Genomic DNA, 17812 nt, shown 5'->3' on the forward strand with positions numbered 1-17812 from the left:
TCGCACCCGCCTTCGACATGATCCACGGCGGACGCAGTGAGCGGGTCTGGGGCCCGAGCGAAGGAGCATCGATGGCGCGCAGTGCCGTGTCTTCACGCGTGACGATCGGCGCGCTCGCGGGCGTCGTCGGCTTCCTGGCGTTCGTCGAGTTCACGAGCGGCGTGATCCAGGGCTTCTACACGCCCATGCTCACCGACATCGCCCGCCACCTGGGCGTGCACGACGCGGATGTGAACTGGCTCGAGGGCACGCAGCTCATGCTGTCCGCCCTCGTCGTCCCCGCCTTCGCGAAGCTCGGCGACATGGTCGGGCACAAGCGGATGCTGGTGATCTCGACGGCGATCACGGCCGCAGCATCCCTCGTCCTGCCGTTCACAGACTCGTTCGGCGTGTTCCTCGCGGCCTGGGCGATTCAGGGCTTCTACGTCGTGTGGCTGCCTCTCGAGATCGCGCTGATCTGGTCGCGCTCGCGCCGTATGGAGGGCCGCTCGACGATCACGGCGCGTGCCGCCGGATTCCTCGTCGCCGCCCTCGAGGCGGGGGCGATCACCGGCGCCCTCGTGGGCGGCATGCTCATCGACAGCCTGCCGCTGTGGATCGTGCTGCTCGTGCCGGCGCTGCTCGTGGTCGCGTGCTTCTTCGTGATCCTGTTCGGCGTGAAGGAATCGCCCGAGCCCACCGGCGGCCGCCTCGACAACGTCGGGCTCGTGCTCATCTCGCTCGCGCTCATCGCGTTCACGGGCGGCCTGAGCCTGCTGCGCCTGAGCGGCCCGGCCGACCCGATCGCGTGGCTGGTCACGGCGCTGGGCGTGCTGCTCGTCGTGCCGTTCGTGCTCTGGGAGCTGCGCCACGACGATCCGCTCATCGACGTGCGCATGTTCCGCTCCCCCGCACTCGGACCGGTCTTCCTCACGGCCGGCCTGTTCGGCGTGAGCGTGCTCGGTGCGCAGGCGCCGCTGTCGACCTTCGCCCGCACCGACCCGTCGGTCTACGGCTACGGCCTCGGCACGACCGGCTTCCAGACCTCGCTCATCATCGGGGTGTACCTGATCGCCATGATCACGGGCGCCCTGCTCTTCCCGCTCATCGCCCGGCTCACCGCCCCGAGACTCACCCTCATCGGCGCGGCGACCCTCGTCGGCATCGGCTTCCTGATGTTCCTGCCGTTCCACGACACGTACACACAGGTGATCGTGAACATGGTCGTCGTCGGCCTCGGCTCGGGCGCTCTGGTCGCGGCGCTGCCGGCGGCCGCAGCATCCGCCGCTCCTCCCACCCAGACGGGTGTCGCGACCGGCCTCACGAATTCGGTCAAGACCGTCGGCGGCGCGATCGCGTCGTGCGTGTTCGGCATCGCCCTGCTGCACGGCGCGACGGGCGCCGCGACCGAGGGCACGGCGGGATCGTTCTCGGGCTACATCACCGTCTGGCTCGTGTGCGGCGTGACCGCGCTGGCCGCCGCGGTGCTGCTGTGCTTCGTGCCGAAGACGGCGTTCAGCGACCAGGCCGCGCACGGCGCGGCCGATGCTGCCGCTCCGGTGAGCTGAGGTCTCTACTCGCCGAGGCGGTTGCGTGAGCGCATCGCGCGCTCGGCCTCGCGCTTGTCTTCGCGCTCACGGATCGTCTGGCGCTTCTCGAACTCGCGCTTGCCCTTGGCGACGGCGATCTCGACCTTGGCGCGGCCGTCCGAGAAGTAGAGCTTCAGCGGGATGAGCGTGTAGCCGCCCGCCGAGATGGCATGCGAGAGCTTCACGATCTCCTCCTTGTGCAGGAGCAGCTTGCGCGTGCGCTTGGACGAGTGGTTGGTCCAGTGACCCTGCGAGTACTCCGGGATGTGCACCGCGTCCAGGTACGCCTCGCCGTTGTCGATGTACGCGTAGCCGTCCGAGAGGTTCGCGCGGCCTTCGCGCAGCGACTTCACCTCCGTGCCGGTCAGTACGAGGCCGGCCTCGTACGTCTTCTCGATCGCGTACTCGTGGCGCGCGCGACGATTGGTCGCCACGACCTTCTCCCCGCGTTCCCTGGGCATGATGTCTCCTCGCTGATGCCGTCCACGCCGGACGGCAGCCTGTCAGTCTACCCCTGCGGCGGGGCAGGCGATCACGCGCGCAGCCACCTGCGGATCGCGAAGCTCGCCGACAGGGCCGCGAGCACCACTCCGACGAGGATCAGGATCGGCACCACGATCCACGCGTCGGCCATGCCCACCCAGGTGGTGACGAAGTCGACGCGGTTGCGCAGGTAGTTGTTGACGCCGAAGTGCACGCCGGCGATCACGGCCGCGCTCGCGAGGATCGAGCCGAGCAGCGCCGCGATGACGCCCTCGAGGATGAACGGGGTCTGGATGAAGCGGTTGGATGCCCCGACCAGGCGCATGATGCCGAGCTCGCGTCTTCGCGCGAAGGCAGAGAGCCGGATCGTCGTCGCGATGAGCAGCACCGCGGCGATGAGCATGAGCACCGCGATGCCGATGGCGATGTAGGTGGCGATGGTCAGCGCCGAGAACAAGGGATCGAGGTACTGCATCTGGTCCTTGACCAGCTCCACCCCCTGCATGCCGCTGAACGCCTCGATGATGACGTCGGACTGCTCGGGGTCGACGAGGGTGATCCGGAACGTCTCGTTCACCTGCTCGGGCGTGATGACGCTCGCGTTCTCCTCGCCGGCGATCTGCAGGAGCTCGTCGTAGGCCTGCTGGTGGTTGAGGAACGTCAGATCGCGGATCAGCGGCGCGAGCGCACTGCCCTCGAGCTTGCCGCTCACCTCGTCGACCTGCTCGGGCGTGGCTTCGCCCGCCGCACACGTCGCGGGCGTCGAGATGCTCGTGCACATGTACACGGCGACCTGCGCGCGCTCGACCCAGAAGTCGCGCATCGTGCCGATCTGCATCTGCATGAGGATCGCCGCGCCGACGAACGTCAGCGACACGAAGGTCACGAGCACGACCGAGACGACCATCGAGACGTTGCGCCGGAGGCCCGTGAACGCCTCCGACATGATGAGTCCGAACCTCATGAGGTGGGCCCCACTTCGTCGTCGCGATTCGTGTCGTCCAGGCCCAGGCGGCCGGCGAGACCGAGCTCCTCGACCTGCAGCTCGACGGCGTCGACGAGCGGGATCGGCTGCGTATGCGTGGGCTTCGCGGGAACGGATGCCTCGGCCGCGGGCACGTCTTCGATCACCGGCGCCTCGAGGGCCTGAGCGAGAGCCTCGGCCTGCTGCGCTTCGGCCGCCGTGACGGCGACGGCTGCGGCCGCTGCTGCGGCTGCCGCGGCCACACCGGCGGAGGGCGAAGCGGGCGAGGGCGCAGCATCCGTTTGCCTACCGACGAGCTCGTCGTCGTCCTCGACAGCGGTGGGATCGAGGCCCGCGGCGGCGGCGATGGCGGCCTCGCGCTGCACCTCGAGCACGGCGGTGAGGGCGGCGACCGCGGCGGCGCCGCGCTCCGGCTCGGGAGCCAGGCTCGGCAGGCTCGACCGGTCGCCGTAGCCGCCGTGACGCTCGTCGCGGATGATCTCGCCGTGGCGCAGCTCGATGACGCGGCGCTGCATCTGGTCGACGAAGCCGGCCTCGTGCGTCGCCATCACGACGGTGGTGCCGCCGGCGTTGATGCGCGCGAGCAGCTGCATGATGTCGATGGATGTCGCGGGGTCGAGGTTTCCGGTCGGCTCGTCCGCGAGCAGGATCTGGGGCCGATTCACCAGCGCACGGGCGATCGCGACGCGCTGCTGCTCACCGCCCGAGAGCTCGTGCGGGAACCTCTTCTCCTTGCCGGCGAGGCCGACCAGCGCGAGCACTTCGGGCACGGCCTGCTGGATGAAGCCGCGCGACGAACCGATGACCTGCAGCGTGAACGCCACGTTCTGGAACACGGTCTTCGTCGGCAGCAGCCGGAAGTCCTGGAACACCGCGCCGACATGCCGCCGGAAGTACGGCACCTTGCGGTTCGACAACGTGCGCAGATCGCGGCCGAGGACGACCACGCGTCCCTCGGACGGCGTCTCCTCGCGGAGGATGAGTCGCAGACAGGACGACTTTCCCGACCCCGACGCACCGACGAGGAAGACGAACTCCCCGCGCAGCACCTCGAAATCGACGTCGCTCAGGGCAGGTTTGGAAGTGCCGCGAAAGCGCTTCGTGACGTTCTCGAACCGGATCATGGCCTAACGAGCCTATGCGGATGCCCCGGCACCCGGTCCAGCGACACTCATCGTTTGCGCATCGGTTCGCCGAGTGCGGGCTGTGTCAGTCGTCGTCGTCTTTGCGCTTGCGCCAGCGGATGCCGGCCGAGATGAAGCCGTCGAGGTCGCCGTCGAAGACGATGGCGGGGTTGCCGACCTCGTGGCCGGTGCGGAGGTCCTTGACGAGCTGCTGGCCGTAGAGGAAGTACGAGCGCATCTGGTCGCCCCAGCTCGCGGTGATCGTGCCCGCGAGCTCCTTCTTCTTCGCCGCCTCTTCTTCGCGCTTCAGCAGCAGCAGTCGGGTCTGGAGGACCCGCATGGCGGCCGCCCGGTTCTGGATCTGCGATTTCTCGTTCTGCATCGACACGACGATGCCGGTCGGGATGTGTGTGAGGCGCACGGCCGAGTCCGTCGTGTTGACCGACTGACCGCCGGGGCCCGACGAGCGGAAGACGTCGACGCGCAGATCGCCCTCGGGGATGTCGACCTCGACGGCCTCCTCCATCACCGGGATCACCTCGACCGCGGCGAACGAGGTCTGGCGCTTGTCGGCGGAGCCGAAGGGGCTGATGCGCGCGAGGCGATGGGTGCCGGCCTCGACCGAGAGCGTGCCGTAGGCGTAGGGCGCGTCGATCTCGAACGTCGCCGACTTGATGCCGGCGCCTTCGGCGTACGACGTGTCCATCACCTTCACCGAGTACTTGTGACGCTCGGCCCAGCGCAGGTACATGCGCATCAGCATCTCGGCGAAGTCGGTGGCGTCGTCGCCGCCCGCTCCGGAGCGGATCGTGACGACGGCGGAGCGCTCGTCGTACTCGCCGTCGAGGAGCGTCTGCACCTCGAGCTGGCTCACGATGTCTTCGAGTTCTGCGATCTCGTGGCGCGCCTCTTCGGCGGAATCCTCGTCGTCCATCTCGTTGGCGAGCTCGACGAGCACATCGAGGTCGTCGAGGCGCTGCTCGACGTCGGTGATGCGCTTGAGCTCTGCCTGACGATGGCTGAGGGCGCTGGTGACCTTCTGCGCCTTCTCGACGTCATCCCACAGGTTGGGGGCGCCGGCCTCCTCGCTGAGGCGCGCGATGTCGGAGTTGAGTGCCTCGACGTCGACCACGGCCTTGATGTCGGCGAACGTGGAACGCAGGGCCTGGATATCGGCGGAGGGATCGAAGTCGAGCATGACACTCCAGCGTAACGTGGATGCACGTGACCGATCGCGCCGACTCCCCCACCGCCCGGGACGTGCTGTGGCGGTTCGGCCCGATGGTCTACGGCCCCACCGTGCTCTTCGCGCTCGGCGAGGGCGCCGTCATCCCCCTGATCCCCGTCATCGCCGCACAGCTCGGGGCCGACGTCGCGACCGCCGCGCTCGTGGCCTCGGCGCTCGTGGTGGGGCAGCTCTGCGGCAACATCCCGGCCGGCTGGGCGGTCGCCCGCATCGGCGAGCGCCTCACGATGGCTGTCGCGGGGGTCGTCTCCCTCGGCGGCGTGGTCGGCATGGCGCTCGCTCCCTCGCTCGGCGTCTTCGCGCTCGCGGTGCTGCTCATCGGCTTCTGCGCCGCGGCCTTCGGCCTCGCGCGGCACTCGTTCATGACGACGCGCGTGCCGGTGGCGTTCCGCGCCCGCGCGCTGTCGCTCTTGGGCGGCACGTTCCGCCTCGGCATGTTCGTGGGACCGTTCGTCGCCGCCGGCCTCCTCGCCCTGTTCGGCGACGAGCACGCCACGATCTGGTTCTTCGGTGGATGCCTCGTGGCCACGGTGCTGCTGGTGCTCCTCGGTCCCGACCCCGAGAAGCAGTTCCTGGAGCCCCAGGAGCAGACGGCGCGGGATGCCGCGCTCGACACCGAGGACACCGGCGAGCCGGTCACGGGCTCCATCCGTCTGCCGCGCACCGCGACCTCCGCCACCAGCGGTCCCGGGACCGGCGTGATCCGCACCATGTGGCGACACCGCCGTGTGCTCTCGACCCTCGGCCTGGCCGCAGCATCCCTCTCCGCCGTCCGCTCTGCGCGGCAGGTGGTGCTGCCCCTGTGGGGCGTGTCGATCGGCCTCGACGCGCAGACCATCGCGCTCGTCGTGGGCATCTCGGGCGCCATCGACTTCGCGCTCTTCTACGCGAGCGGGCAGGTGATGGACCGCTTCGGTCGCCTGTGGGCGGCGCTCCCGGCCATGATCCTGATGGGCGCAGGCTTCGTCGCCCTCGCGTTCACGCACGACCTGCCGCAGGCGGCGATGTGGTTCGCGATGTTCGCCGCTGTGCTGGGCGTCGGCAACGGCCTGTCGAGCGGCATCCTGCTCACCCTGGGCGCCGACGTCGCACCCAAGGCCGATCCGGCGCCGTTCCTCGGGTCGTGGCGCACGCTCACCGACGCCGGCGGCGCGGTCGCACCGCTGCTGGTGTCGGGGATCGCGGCGGTCGCGTCCCTCTCGATCGCGACCGGCATGATGGGCGCGATCGGCCTCGTCGGTGCGCTCGCCTTCGTGCGGTGGGTGCCGCGCTATGTGCCGCGGGCACGCCCGTGAACGACGTCGTGACGTTCTGCCGCAGCCGCAACGACGGGCGGCGCTGCACACGGCCGCTCGGTCACGCCGGACTGCACCGCCACCGGACGATCATGTGGACCGACGCCGGATCCGACCCCGCGCACTGCCCCGGGTCGGGCGAGCCGGGCGAGCCCGCCGAAAGGCTCGCCGACGGCTTCCCCGACGGCCGCGCACTGTGCCCGGTGTGCCTGCGGTTCCTCCCGCTCGAGAACGGCCGGCTGGCGGCGCACGACACGTCGGACGAGAGCGAGACGGATGCTGAGACCCGGCGTCGTCGCGAGTGGTTCAACGCCCACGGCTGGTGACGGCCGCGTCAGACCCAGTGGCGCCGCACGGCCTCCGCGCCCAGTTGCATGCGCGTGGTCACGCCGGCGGTGTCCATCAGCTCGGCCACCCGGCGTTGGACGGTGCGCAGTGAGATGCCGAGCTGCGCGGCGGCCGCAGCATCCGTCACTCCCAGCAGAAGCAGGCGAAGGAGGTCGCCGTCCACGTCGTCGGTGGCCGGCACGGCCGCGATCGGGAGGAACTCGGCGGCGGCCCGCCAGTACTCCTCGAAGATCGAGGTGACGAGGTCGAGCAGGCCGCTGGGGTGGATGAGCAGGGCACCGAAGCCCTGGTCCTCGCCCTGCGAGTGCATGGGCACGAGCGCCATCTGGTCATCGGCGATGAACATGCGCGTCGGCAGCGTCGGCAGCACGCGGATCTCCTCGCCGATCTGGGCCATCTCCCGTGCGGCCGTGAGGAAGCCCGGGCGCTCGAGCACCGCGTTCTCGACGATCACGCGGTAGCGCACGCCGCGGGCGAGAGCGCGGTCCTCCTCGACGTTCTCCTCACCGCTGAGCAACGCGACCTCGTGCAGCACGAGCACCCGCACCTGCTCGACCGACGCGGCCTGCAGCTGCGCCACGCGCTGGCGCACGGCGTCGTCGCCGATGACGACATCGACCACATCCGCGACGCTGCGCTGCTCGGCCGACCGACGGTAGAGGTCGCTCAGCTCGACGAGCGCCTCGTGCGCGCGGGTGAGGCCGCGCTCGCGCTCGAGAAGCAGCGGACGCAGCGAGATCGACGGCGGCGACGCCACGAACCGGTCGCTGCGCGCGGCCTGCCGCGCGAGCAGCCCGAGGCGCTCGAGCTCGGCGACGATCGGGCGCGTGCGCGGCAGCGACATGCTGAGCGCCGAGGCGATCTCGGCGGTCGACGCCGACGGCTGCTGCACCACACAGCGGTACACGGCGGTGTGGGCCTCATCGAGGCCGAGAGCATCGAGCACGGCTTTCTCCACGCGACTCATCGTCACCCGCCGCCCCTGGCGGATGCAGGCCATGGCATTTCTCCGCCATCCACTTTATGCACTCGGCGCAGGAAGGTGGGGTTACACGGATCCCCACACCGAGAGGCTCGCGCAATGTCACGACCCCAGCCCTTCGGCCCGCGCCTGCGACCGATCGTCGCCGCCACAAGCGGCCTCGCGATCGGCATCGCAGGCATCGGGCTCACCACCCTGCCGGCGGCCGCCACCTCCGCCCCAGACGTCTCCCCCACACGGGCGGTCGCCGGCAGCTCCCACTCGGTCACCCTGATCACGGGTGACCGCGTCACCGTCACGGACCTGAGCGACGGTACCCACGCCGTGTCGATCGACACCGCTGTCGACGGCGCCGGCGCACGCACCTACGAGGCGGCGGGCGACCTCCACGTCGTCCCCGACGCCGCGCTGCCCTACCTGGCCTCGGGGGCACTCGACGCCGACCTGTTCAACGTCTCGCTGCTCATCGAGTACGGCTACGACGACGCGACGGTCGACGCGACGCCGGTCATCGTGCAACAGGGCGGCGCGGGCGCGCGGACCTTCTCGGCGCCGGTGCCGGGCCTCGAGGTTCAGGCTCCGCTCGAGAGCATCGGGGGCGCCGCCGCGACGCTCGGGCACAGCGACGCGGCATCCGCGTGGCAGGCGCTCACCGCTCCCACCGCCCGCAGCTTCTCGGCGACGCCGGCGCTCGGCGGAGGCATCGAGGCGATCCACCTCGACGGCAAGGTGCGCGCGACGCTCGACTCGAGCGTGCCCTACATCCACGCCCCCGAGGCCTGGGCCTCCGGCCACACCGGCGAAGGCGTCACCGTCGCCGTGCTCGACACCGGCTACGACGACACCCACCCCGACCTGCAGGGTCACGTGAGCGCCGACTCGAAGAGCTTCGTGCCCGGCGAAGACGTCGACAGCGATCCGAACGGCCACGGCACGCACGTCGCCTCGACGATCGCAGGCACGGGCGCCGCAAGCGGCGGCACGCACCGCGGCGTAGCCGACGGCGCGCAGCTGCTCGTCGGCAAGGTGCTCGGCGCCGACGGGTACGGGCAGGACTCGTGGATCATCGACGCGATGGAGTGGGCCGGTCAGAACGCCCCGATCGTCTCGATGAGCCTCGGCTCGACGCAGGCCTCCGACGGCAAGGACCTCATGGCCGAGTCGCTCAACCAGATCTCGAAGGAGACCGGAGCGCTCTTCGTCGTCGCAGCCGGCAACGCCGCAGCACCCGAGACGATCGGCGCACCGGGTTCGGCCGAGCAGGCGCTCACCGTCGGTTCGGTCGACGACCCGTCGGGCGCCCTGTCGTGGTTCACGAGCCAGGGCCCGCTCGCGCGATCGGGCGCCCTCAAGCCCGATGTCACCGGTCCCGGCAACGACGTGACCGCGGCCCGCTCCGCCGACAGCGGGGGCGAAGGCGCCTACATCGCGATGAGCGGCACGTCGATGGCGACGCCGCACGTCGCGGGCGAGGCGGCGATCCTGCTGAGCGCCAACCCCGGGTACACGAAGGAGCAGCTCAAGGCCGCCATCGCGAGCACCACGACAGACGTGGGCTACACCGCCTACCAGGGCGGCACCGGCGTCGTGAACGTCGCCGCCGCGCTCGAGGCGCCCGTCATCGCCGCCGGTTCCGGCGACTTCGGCATGCTGAACTGGGGCGAGACGCCGACGCCGGTCTCACGCACCATCGAATACACGAATCGGACGGATGCTGCGGCCACCGTCACCCTCGCCGCAAACCTCGGCGACACCACGCCCGGAGCCGGCGGTGGCGAGCCGGGGCCGCTGTCGGCGGGCATCGCGTTCGACGCGCTCACCATGGACGTCGACGCGCTGACGATCCCGGCGGGCGAGAGCCGCTCGGTCACGCTGACGGTGGACCCCGCGAAGGTGCCTGCCGGTACCCAGCTGTCGGGAATGCTCGTCGCATCGGTCGACGGTGAGCCCGTCGCCCGCACCGCGCTCGGCACGATCGCGGAGGCCGAGCGGTACGACCTCACGCTCACCGCGACGGACTTCGACGGTGACCCGACGACGACCTACGCGATGCTGTGGGATCCGGCGACCCAGTGGGCCGAGCCCGTGCTCGTGGAGGGCGAGACGACGCTGCGCCTCATGAAGGGCGACTACACGGTGATGTCGTTCATGGAGCTGAACCGCACGCCCGACACGATCGCCAGCGTCCTCGTCGGCGAGCCGACCCTGACGCTCGATGAGAACCGCACGGTCGCGCTTGACGCGCGCACCGCGAAGCAGGTGACGGTCGACGTCGGCAAGAAGGGGCTCGACCAGGTGTTCCGCCGCATGGACGTGACCGTCGACGACTTCGTCGCGAGCGCGATGATGCCGGTGTGGACGGACGAGATGTGGGCGCAGCCCATGAAGGTCGACGACGCCGACTTCTCGTGGGCGACGCGCTGGCGCCTGCAGACGCCGATGCTGACCGTCTCGGCGGGCAGGACTCCTCTCGACCTCATCGTGCAGATCGGTTCGACGTTCCTCGACGGCTCGTTCAAGGCGGCAGCCGTGAACGCCGGCAAGGGCAGCGCCGAAGAGCTCGCCGCGGCCGGCGTCAAGGACAAGATCGCGGTGGTCACCCGGTCGGCGGAGGTCTCCGCCTCCGCTCGCGCGGCGAACGCGGCCGCTGCCGGGGCGAAGCTGCTGATCGTCGTGAACGACGGCGACGGCGAGCTCAGCGAATGGGTCGGTTCGGAGGATTACACGACGGACGTCTCGATCCCGGTCGCCGCGATCAGCGGCGTCGAAGGACGTGAGCTGCTCAAGACGCTCAGCGGCCACAAGAAGGTGACGCTCTCGGCCGTCGGCGTGCCGACGTCGGACGTGACCTACGACATCGCCCACTTCGGCGACGGCGAGATCCCGGCACACCTGGCCTACCGGCACAGCGCCAAGGACCTGGCCCGCATCGACACCCGTTACATCGGGCAGCCCGAGGAGATCGGCGAGTTCCGGTACGACTTCGTGCCCGGCGCGGAGTACGGCAGCGGGTTCCCGCTGCGCACTCAGCGGGGACTCGAGCGCGAGGAGTGGGTCAACACCGACGGACTGCGCTGGTACCAGGGCGCGTTCATCACCTCGGTCGGATGGGAGATGCGCGACATCAAGCGCACCTACGACCGCGGCGAGCGCACCGAGGCCGACTACTACGGCGGCGTCGTGAGGCCGTACGTGGGGACCGGGTTCTGGGTGCCCTACCTCGTGTCGGACTACGCGCAGATCAACATCCCGAGCTGGGCCGACGGCGGCGACGGTGAGCACACCGGCACGTTCGACACATGGATGGAACCGTCGACCGTGCAGCAGCTGACCGACATCTACCTCGACGGCGAACTCCTCGCCCAGAGGGAGCACCAGGGCGCGAACGTCTTCGAGCTGCCCGACGGCGAACACGCCTGGCGCGTCGTCAGCACGGCTACGCACGACGGGTCGCACCTCGCGGGCTCGACGAAGACGGTGAGCGACTGGAGCTTCCGGGCATCGGGCACGCTCGGCGACTGGGACTACCGGCTGCTGCCGCTGATCCAGGCGTACTACGACGTCGACGTGAACGACGAGAACCGCGTCGGCGAGGGCCGCCGCAAGGGCGCGCCGATCCCGCTCGGGCTCGAGCTCGGCCACGTGGCCGGCACCGCTCCGGCCGGCGAGATCACCGACGCGACGCTCGAGGCCCGCGCCGCGGGCGGCGCGTGGGTGCCCGTGAAGCTCAAGAACGCGAAGACGGATGCCCCGACCGGCGGCGTCGAGGGAGACGGGTACATCTTCGCCGCGTCGCGCGCGTGGGTCAGCGGCTACTCGGCCCAGATCCCGGTGTCCGACAAGGGCGGTTGGGTCGACCTCCGTGTCACGGCGAAGGACGCCGAGGGCAACACGTTCACGCAGGAGATCGAGAAGGCGTTCGAGGCCACACCGGCCAAGGGCGTCCGCTGATCCCTTCACGCAGCTGGCGGTGACGGCCGTGGAACCCCATTCCACGGCCGTCACCGGCCTGCGGCCGAGGCACGGTCCGCCCCTTTCCCCCGGCCCGTGCGAGTTCTAGGCTGTGAACCGCGCGGGGACGCGACCATCGGGGAGTTCCCAGGGGAATCGAGGAAGTGCCCAGGTCTTCGTCCCGGCGAGAGGCGCGGTTCGGGGAGGAATCGTGAGCGTGGAAGAGGCATTCGCCCTCGTGGTCGCCGGTGACCACGTCCGGGGGGGCCTATGCCGCGTTGCTCGGGCGTCTGGGGTTGCCCGCCCTGGCCTTCGCGCGGGCGACGGATGCCGCCGCCTCGTTGAACGGCGTGGCGCCCGCGGTGGCGATCCTCGAGGTCGAGGACGGCGGCTGCGGGTTCCTGCGGGAGCTTCGGGATCGCTACGGGCCGGAGCTGCCCGCGGTGCTCGTGTCGGCCGACCGGACCACACCCGCCGACGTCGTCGCCGGCCTGCTCGTGGGCGCCGACGACTATGCGGCGGAGTCCATGGATCCCGAGGAGTTCCTCGCCAGGGTGAGACGGCTCATCGAGCGCACCCGCCCCGTGCGCGGGGCGACGGCGGACCTCCGACGTCTCTCGTCGCTGACCCCGCGGGAGCGGCAGGTGCTCGCGCTCACCACGGAGGGCATGTCGCAGAAGCAGGTCGCCACAGCGATGGGCATCAGCATCAAGACGGTCGGCGCGCACATGCAGAACCTGCTGGGCAAGCTCGGCGTGCACTCTCGCATGGAGGCGGTCGCGCTCGCCGCCCGTGCCGCGGCGAACGCCGAGGCGTGACCGGGCTCGGCGCGGCGCGGCGCGTCAGCGCAGCGCCGTCCGGCTCGTGGCCGTCGACTCGAGGGCGACACCCTCGGGAACGAACACGGTGACGATGGGCGGATGCCACTGCCCCGCGACCGTCACGCGTGCCGAGACGCCGTCGGGGGTCGACGCCGTGAGGAGGCGCGCGTCCTGGCTCACGGCGCCGATCATCGCCTCGGCCTCCCTGCGCACCCCCTCGTCGGTGAGCCTCGCGACGGGCTCGCCGCCGGCCACGGAGAGGTCGAAGCCGTCCGCAGCGGCGAGGGCCGCAGCATCCGCCACCGCATCGAGCTGCTTCTGCGCGAGATAGAGGCTGGTCGCGGCGGTGCAGACCAGGATCACCGCGATCGCGAGCACCGCGTAGCCGAGCGTGAGGATGAGGACGCTGCCGTCGTCGTCGGCATCCCGTGTGCGGGTGTGCTGGGCCGCGACACGACGCATCCGCGCGATCACCGCTCGCTCCAGAAGCGCGAGACCTTGTGCGCGGCCGAGGCCTCGATGGGGATCGCGGCGAGGCGGTCGAGATCGAGCACCGGCGGCACGAGCGGCAGGGCGACCGTCGTATGGACGCTGACGTGCAGCGTCGCACCGGCCCGCGGGCACGCGGCGCCGGCCGGCGTGCACTCGATGGAGAGGTCGACGTCGTCGAGTCCGTACTCCTCCGACACGGCCGCGAGCACGGCGTCCGCGCGGGCACGGGCGTCGTCGACGTCGCTCGCCGTCGACACGGCGCGGGCGATGTGACGTGCCGCGGCCTCGGCGCCGAGGCTCTGCCCCTGGACGAGTCCGAGCGCGACGACGAGGTAGACGAGGGGCACGAGCAGCAGGAGCCCGACGAGGATGAACTCGAGCGCGGCCGAGCCGGTGTCGTCGCCGAGCGGGTCTGCCGCGTCAGTCGAACGATTCGACGGGAGCATGCGCCGTCACCTCCAGCCCTCGTGGCGCGCCGAGCAGACCGACCAGCGGGAGCGTCGCGTGGACGCGCACCTCGACGGTCTGCTGGCCGAGCGACGCGGTCTCCTCCACGGTGACGGCGGTGGCGTATCCGTCGCCGATCGCGCGGTCCACGATGTCGCGTGTGCGCTGAGCCCCATCGGCGAGCGTCGTGTCGGCGAGGGCCGCGTGATACGCCCCCTCGACGGCGGCGTCGTGCACGACGTTGCGGACGTACACGGCGAGCCCGAACTGAAGAACGCCGAGCGTGAGGATCGTGAGCAAGGTCCCGACGAGCACGAACTCGACGGGACTCGCCCCGGCGTCGTCGCGGAGGTCCGCGTCGAACCGGGCACGCACACCCGACATCGCGCGGCCCAGCACGACGCGCACGGCGTCAGAGCCCGGAGACGCGGCTGATCGCCTGCTCGAACAGATCCGCCAGCGCGGGACCGGCCAGCGCCCAGATCACCACGACGAGCCCGGCGGTCATCAGGGTGATGAGCACCCACCCGGGCACGTCGCCCCGTTCGTCGTCGCCGAGCTCGCGCGCCGTCGTCCGCAGGCGGGCCGTGAGGCGCAGCATCCGTGCTTTCATCATTTCTCCTTCCGGCCGTCAGCCGAGTCCGAGTCGAAGCATGAAGATCCCCGGGAACACCGCGAACAGCACGCTGAGCGGCAGGATCAGGAACACGAGCGGGAAGAGCATGTAGATCTCCTTCCGGCCCGCGCGTTCGATGAGGGTGCGCTTGGCGTCTTCGCGGGCGTCGATCGCCTGCGCCTGCAGCACGTGCGCGAGCGGGGCGCCGCGCTCGATCGCTGCGACCAGCTGATCGACGGCCCGTGTGAGCGCGGGGATCTCGAGGCCCGCGGCGAGGCGGGTCAGCGACTCCGACAGCGGCGAGCCCGTGCCCACCGCGACGACGACGCCCCGGAGCTCGGCGGTGAGCTCCCCCGCGCCGACGTCGCTGACGCGACGCAGCGAGTCGAGGATGCCCTCACCCGCCGACAGGCACAGCGCGAGGAACTCGAGCACCGTCGGCAGCTCGTCCTCGATGCGGGCCGCCCGCGCCCGCGCCGCGCGCGTGAGCCACGCGTCGTAGGCGAATGCGGCAGCAACCGCGGCGACCGGGGGCAGCAGGCCGAGCACGGGCGAACCGCGGCCGACCAGCACGAAGAGGACGACCGCTGCGCCGCCGACCGCGAGTCCCGCGATGGCCCACGCGAGCTGGCGCCCGCGGAAGCGTGCCGCGTCGATGGTCCAGGCCGCCTGATGCAGGCGCCGCGTGAGCACCGCGTCGCCACCCGCGAGCCGCGCGAGCCGACGCTCGGCGAACGCCGTCCACGCGAACGACGAGCCTCCGCGCGCGGGGGTCGCCACGTCGAGGCCCCGCGGATCGGTGACGTCGCGGATGTACGGCGCGATCCGCCGCGCCAGGCTCGGCGCACCCCACCTCGGCGCCAGGGAGACCAGCAGGCACACCCCGACGCCGAGCGCCGTGCCGAGCACGACGGCGTAGGCGACGTCGCCCATCGCGAACCCGGTCATCCGAACCACCGCCGTGGTTCGGGCAGCCGCCCGAGCCGGATCATGAGCCGGTAGGCGACCAGCGAGACGGCGGCGCCGACCAGGATGAGCGCGATGCCGCCCGGGCTGCCGTACGCGCGGGCGCCCTCCGGACGCATCGCCAGCATCGCGAGGATCACCCACGGCGCGATCACGCCGAGCACGGCCGCACCGCGGATCCACGACTGCCGCGATTCGACCTCGGCCCGCGGCGCCGCGTCGGCGCGCACCGACGAGGCGAGTGCGCGCAGCACGGTCGTGAGCTCCGTGCCGCCGACCTGTCGAGCCATGCGCAGCGTCTCGACGATGCGGTCGGCGACGGGGTCGGCCAGGGTGGTCTTGAGCCGCTGGATGCTCGAGTCGAAGTGCCCCGACGCCGCCATGTCGCGGGCGAACGCCGCGAATGCGGGGCGCAGCTCGGCGGGTGCGGAATCAGCGAGGCTCGCGACGGCGTCGGGCAGCGACATCCCCGCCCTCACCGACGCGATGAGCAGGTCGCACACGTCGGGCCAGAGCGCGCGCCGCGTGCGCAGCAGCTTGGACCGGCGCGCCCGCAGCCACCCGAACGGCGCGAGCCCACCCGCGACCGCGGCCACGGCGGCGAGCGCCGCGACCGGAGCGATGAGCCACGCCACCGCCGCCGCCACCGCCGCGCACACGCCCGCGACCACCACGATCGACGGGACGGACACGCGCGCGATGCCCGCGTCTTCGAGCAGGCGCGCGACCCGGCCGCGCCGTGCCGCGGCGGGGCGGCGATGTGCGCCAGCGGGCCAGAGCCACGGCGACAGCGTCAGCAGGAGTCCGGCGGCGAGCACCGCGCCCCACACGAAGGTCACGCGGCGCCCGCCCGGTAGAGGGTGCGCGCGCTGATGACACCGTCGGCGACGCCGGTCGGCGCGGCGATCTCGACCACGCGTCGCGCTCCACTCGTGTCGCGTTCGCAGTGCGCCACGAGATGGACGGATGCTGCCACCGCCGGCTGCACGAAGCTCGAGTCGATGTTGCGCCCGGCCAGCAGCGGCAGGGCGGCGAGCTTGCCGAGCGCCTCGCGCGCCGAGTTGGCGTGGATCGTCGCCGCGCCGGGAACGCCGGTGTTCAGGGCGAGGAGCAGGTCGAGTGCCTCGGCATCGCGCACCTCGCCGACGACCAGGCGATCGGGACGCATGCGCAACGCCTCTTTCACCAGGCGGCGCAGCGTCACCTCGCCGGTGCCTTCGAGGCTCGGCTGCCGGCCCTGGAGCGAGACGAGGTCGGGCGCCGCGACCGCGAGCTCGAACGTCTCCTCGACCGTGACGATCCGGTGTTCGGGCGGGCATGCCGCGATGAGCGCGCCGAGCAGGGTGGTCTTCCCCGCGTGCGTCGCGCCCGAGACGAGCACGGACTGCCCCGCGATCATCGCATCGCGCAGCATCGTCGCCGCTTCCGGGGCGATCGACCCGGCCGCGACGAGCCGCCCGAGATCCCGGTAGGCGGGCAGGAACTTGCGGATGTTGACCGCCCAGTGCCGCCGCGTGATGTCGGGGATCACGACGTGCAGGCGGCTGCCGTCGGGCAACGACGCATCGACGAACGGCTGGCTCAGGTCGACCCGACGGCCGCTGGACTGCAGCATCCGTTCCACCAGATCGCGCACCGCCGTATCCGTGAGCATCAGCGGCGTCCGCTCGTGCACCCCGCCGCGGGCGACGAAGATGCGGTCGGGTGCGTTGATCCAGATCTCTTCGACCGTCGCGTCGTCGAGGTATGCCTGCAGCGGGCCGAAGCCCGACACCGCGGCGAGCACTTCGCGCACGCACGCCGTCTCGTCGTCGACGGGCGCAAGCCCCCGCGCGAGGGCGAAGTCGTTGTGGCGGCGCACCTCGGCGCGCGCGACCTGCGCCGCGAACTCGGGATCCCGCGTCGGATCGGAGCGTTCTGCCCGCAGTCGCTCGCGCACGCGCTCCGCCACGAGGTTCGCGACGGGGGCGGCGGGGGAAGTCACGTGAGCATCCTCGCAATTCGCCGCCGAGCCAGCCGAAAGTTATCCACAGATGCGGCGGGCACGGTTCGGGGGCAGGATGGAAGCACCGACGAAGGGACGACGATGACGAAGACGGAGATGGCCCCTGCGGCCAAGGCGGGGCTCGGCGTGCTCGGCATCGTGCAGGTGGCGTTCGCGTTCCTCGCGTTCTGGGATCTCGCCCATCGCGACGCCGACGAGGTGCGCGGGCCCAAGGCCGCGTGGATCCCCGCGATCCTCGTGAACTGGATCGGACCGGCGAGCTACTTCCTGTTCGGCATCCGCCGCTGATCCCCCGGCCGGAACGGGGGCCAGCCCCACAGCCGACCTCCAGTCGCCTCAGTAGACTGAGAGCCTCGCGGGAGTGGTGAAATTGGCAGACACGCAGGATTTAGGTTCCTGTGCCCCCGGGCGTGTGGGTTCAAGTCCCACCTTCCGCACGCGAGTTCTCGCATCTTCCTCCGCCGACTGACGACGGGACGACCA

At 71.2% G+C, this 17812-nt stretch carries 18 protein-coding genes and 1 tRNA gene; 7 read left to right on the top strand and 12 right to left on the bottom strand.

Annotation, left to right across the window (positions count from 1 at the left end):
• Positions 1-71: 71 nt before the first annotated feature.
• Positions 72-1547: an MFS transporter gene (locus ACFC1I_RS04695; RefSeq protein WP_376006678.1), complete on the top strand. Its 1476-nt coding sequence runs from the start codon at positions 72-74 to the stop codon at positions 1545-1547.
• Positions 1548-1552: 5 nt separating this feature from the next.
• On the opposite strand, the gene smpB is transcribed toward ACFC1I_RS04695, so the two are convergent.
• The 4 genes from smpB to prfB all read right to left on the bottom strand — a co-directional run bounded on the left by smpB (position 1553) and on the right by prfB (position 5358).
• Entirely contained in the window at positions 1553-2029 is a 477-nt protein-coding gene (gene smpB / locus ACFC1I_RS04700) for an SsrA-binding protein SmpB (RefSeq protein WP_045296901.1), read from the bottom strand.
• 71 nt (positions 2030-2100) lie between these two features.
• Positions 2101-3015, bottom strand: a complete 915-nt coding sequence (gene ftsX / locus ACFC1I_RS04705; RefSeq protein ID WP_376006679.1) for a permease-like cell division protein FtsX — start codon at positions 3013-3015, stop codon at positions 2101-2103.
• Positions 3012-4160, bottom strand: coding sequence for a cell division ATP-binding protein FtsE (gene ftsE / locus ACFC1I_RS04710; RefSeq protein ID WP_376006680.1), 1149 nt, complete (start codon positions 4158-4160; stop codon positions 3012-3014). Before ftsE ends, ftsX begins: the two co-directional genes overlap by 4 nt.
• Before the next feature lie 85 nt (positions 4161-4245).
• The gene (gene prfB / locus ACFC1I_RS04715; protein WP_376006681.1) at positions 4246-5358 is read right to left on the bottom strand and encodes a peptide chain release factor 2; all 1113 of its coding nucleotides are present in this window, start codon (positions 5356-5358) and stop codon (positions 4246-4248) included.
• A 20-nt stretch (positions 5359-5378) separates the two neighbouring features.
• On the opposite strand from prfB, the gene ACFC1I_RS04720 reads away from it, so the two are divergent.
• Positions 5379-6701, top strand: coding sequence for an MFS transporter (locus tag ACFC1I_RS04720; protein WP_376006682.1), 1323 nt, complete (start codon positions 5379-5381; stop codon positions 6699-6701).
• Complete coding sequence (locus tag ACFC1I_RS04725; RefSeq protein WP_376006683.1) at positions 6698-7027, top strand: hypothetical protein; 330 nt, start codon at positions 6698-6700, stop codon at positions 7025-7027. Before ACFC1I_RS04720 ends, ACFC1I_RS04725 begins: the two co-directional genes overlap by 4 nt.
• Before the next feature lie 8 nt (positions 7028-7035).
• Here ACFC1I_RS04725 and ACFC1I_RS04730 read toward each other — a convergent pair whose 3' ends face one another.
• Positions 7036-8007 carry a transcriptional regulator TrmB gene (locus ACFC1I_RS04730; protein ID WP_376006684.1) on the bottom strand — a complete coding sequence of 324 codons (972 nt, stop codon included), beginning with the start codon at positions 8005-8007 and terminating at the stop codon, positions 7036-7038.
• 123 nt (positions 8008-8130) lie between these two features.
• Here ACFC1I_RS04730 and ACFC1I_RS04735 point away from each other — a divergent pair, with 123 nt between their 5' ends.
• Positions 8131-11982 carry a S8 family serine peptidase gene (locus ACFC1I_RS04735; RefSeq protein ID WP_376006685.1) on the top strand — a complete coding sequence of 1284 codons (3852 nt, stop codon included), beginning with the start codon at positions 8131-8133 and terminating at the stop codon, positions 11980-11982.
• A gap of 296 nt (positions 11983-12278) precedes the next feature.
• A complete protein-coding gene (locus ACFC1I_RS04740) occupies positions 12279-12800 on the top strand; it encodes a LuxR C-terminal-related transcriptional regulator (RefSeq protein WP_376006686.1) in 522 nt (173 codons plus the stop codon).
• Between the two features lie 24 nt (positions 12801-12824).
• Here ACFC1I_RS04740 and ACFC1I_RS04745 read toward each other — a convergent pair whose 3' ends face one another.
• Genes ACFC1I_RS04745 through ACFC1I_RS04775 form a run of 7 tightly spaced genes read right to left on the bottom strand, consistent with a single transcriptional unit; the run spans position 12825 to position 17308 of the window.
• Positions 12825-13265 carry a pilus assembly protein TadG-related protein gene (locus ACFC1I_RS04745; RefSeq protein ID WP_376006687.1) on the bottom strand — a complete coding sequence of 147 codons (441 nt, stop codon included), beginning with the start codon at positions 13263-13265 and terminating at the stop codon, positions 12825-12827.
• Positions 13266-13273: 8 nt separating this feature from the next.
• A complete protein-coding gene (locus tag ACFC1I_RS04750; RefSeq protein ID WP_376006688.1) occupies positions 13274-13741 on the bottom strand; it encodes a TadE family protein in 468 nt (155 codons plus the stop codon).
• The gene (locus ACFC1I_RS04755) at positions 13716-14126 is read right to left on the bottom strand and encodes a TadE family protein (RefSeq protein ID WP_376006780.1); all 411 of its coding nucleotides are present in this window, start codon (positions 14124-14126) and stop codon (positions 13716-13718) included. Before ACFC1I_RS04755 ends, ACFC1I_RS04750 begins: the two co-directional genes overlap by 26 nt.
• Positions 14127-14154: 28 nt before the next feature.
• Entirely contained in the window at positions 14155-14343 is a 189-nt protein-coding gene (locus tag ACFC1I_RS04760) for a hypothetical protein (RefSeq protein WP_376006781.1), read from the bottom strand.
• 30 nt (positions 14344-14373) lie between these two features.
• Positions 14374-15306 carry a type II secretion system F family protein gene (locus ACFC1I_RS04765; protein WP_376006689.1) on the bottom strand — a complete coding sequence of 311 codons (933 nt, stop codon included), beginning with the start codon at positions 15304-15306 and terminating at the stop codon, positions 14374-14376.
• A complete protein-coding gene (locus ACFC1I_RS04770; RefSeq protein ID WP_376006690.1) occupies positions 15303-16163 on the bottom strand; it encodes a type II secretion system F family protein in 861 nt (286 codons plus the stop codon). Before ACFC1I_RS04770 ends, ACFC1I_RS04765 begins: the two co-directional genes overlap by 4 nt.
• On the bottom strand, positions 16160-17308 hold the full coding sequence (locus tag ACFC1I_RS04775) for a CpaF family protein (protein ID WP_376006691.1): 1149 nt from the start codon (positions 17306-17308) through the stop codon (positions 16160-16162). Before ACFC1I_RS04775 ends, ACFC1I_RS04770 begins: the two co-directional genes overlap by 4 nt.
• Before the next feature lie 102 nt (positions 17309-17410).
• Here ACFC1I_RS04775 and ACFC1I_RS04780 point away from each other — a divergent pair, with 102 nt between their 5' ends.
• Positions 17411-17617, top strand: a complete 207-nt coding sequence (locus tag ACFC1I_RS04780) for a PLDc N-terminal domain-containing protein (RefSeq protein ID WP_376006692.1) — start codon at positions 17411-17413, stop codon at positions 17615-17617.
• Positions 17618-17684: 67 nt separating this feature from the next.
• Positions 17685-17766, top strand: a tRNA-Leu gene (locus ACFC1I_RS04785).
• Positions 17767-17812: the final 46 nt, after the last annotated feature.

The organism is Microbacterium sp. NPDC056044 (assembly GCF_042267145.1).
Classification (GTDB): Bacteria; Actinomycetota; Actinomycetes; order Actinomycetales; family Microbacteriaceae; genus Microbacterium.

Coding starts and splice junctions, on each gene's coding strand:
- ACFC1I_RS04695 (WP_376006678.1), top strand. CDS start 72: ATGGCGCGCAGTGCCGTGTCTTCACGCGTGACGATCGGCGCGCTCGCG.
- smpB (WP_045296901.1), bottom strand. CDS start 2,029: ATGCCCAGGGAACGCGGGGAGAAGGTCGTGGCGACCAATCGTCGCGCG.
- ftsX (WP_376006679.1), bottom strand. CDS start 3,015: ATGAGGTTCGGACTCATCATGTCGGAGGCGTTCACGGGCCTCCGGCGC.
- ftsE (WP_376006680.1), bottom strand. CDS start 4,160: ATGATCCGGTTCGAGAACGTCACGAAGCGCTTTCGCGGCACTTCCAAA.
- prfB (WP_376006681.1), bottom strand. CDS start 5,358: ATGCTCGACTTCGATCCCTCCGCCGATATCCAGGCCCTGCGTTCCACG.
- ACFC1I_RS04720 (WP_376006682.1), top strand. CDS start 5,379: ATGCACGTGACCGATCGCGCCGACTCCCCCACCGCCCGGGACGTGCTG.
- ACFC1I_RS04735 (WP_376006685.1), top strand. CDS start 8,131: ATGTCACGACCCCAGCCCTTCGGCCCGCGCCTGCGACCGATCGTCGCC.
- ACFC1I_RS04745 (WP_376006687.1), bottom strand. CDS start 13,265: ATGCGTCGTGTCGCGGCCCAGCACACCCGCACACGGGATGCCGACGAC.
- ACFC1I_RS04750 (WP_376006688.1), bottom strand. CDS start 13,741: ATGCTCCCGTCGAATCGTTCGACTGACGCGGCAGACCCGCTCGGCGAC.
- ACFC1I_RS04755 (WP_376006780.1), bottom strand. CDS start 14,126: ATGTCGGGTGTGCGTGCCCGGTTCGACGCGGACCTCCGCGACGACGCC.
- ACFC1I_RS04760 (WP_376006781.1), bottom strand. CDS start 14,343: ATGCTGCGCCTCACGGCCCGCCTGCGGACGACGGCGCGCGAGCTCGGC.
- ACFC1I_RS04765 (WP_376006689.1), bottom strand. CDS start 15,306: ATGACCGGGTTCGCGATGGGCGACGTCGCCTACGCCGTCGTGCTCGGC.
- ACFC1I_RS04780 (WP_376006692.1), top strand. CDS start 17,411: ATGACGAAGACGGAGATGGCCCCTGCGGCCAAGGCGGGGCTCGGCGTG.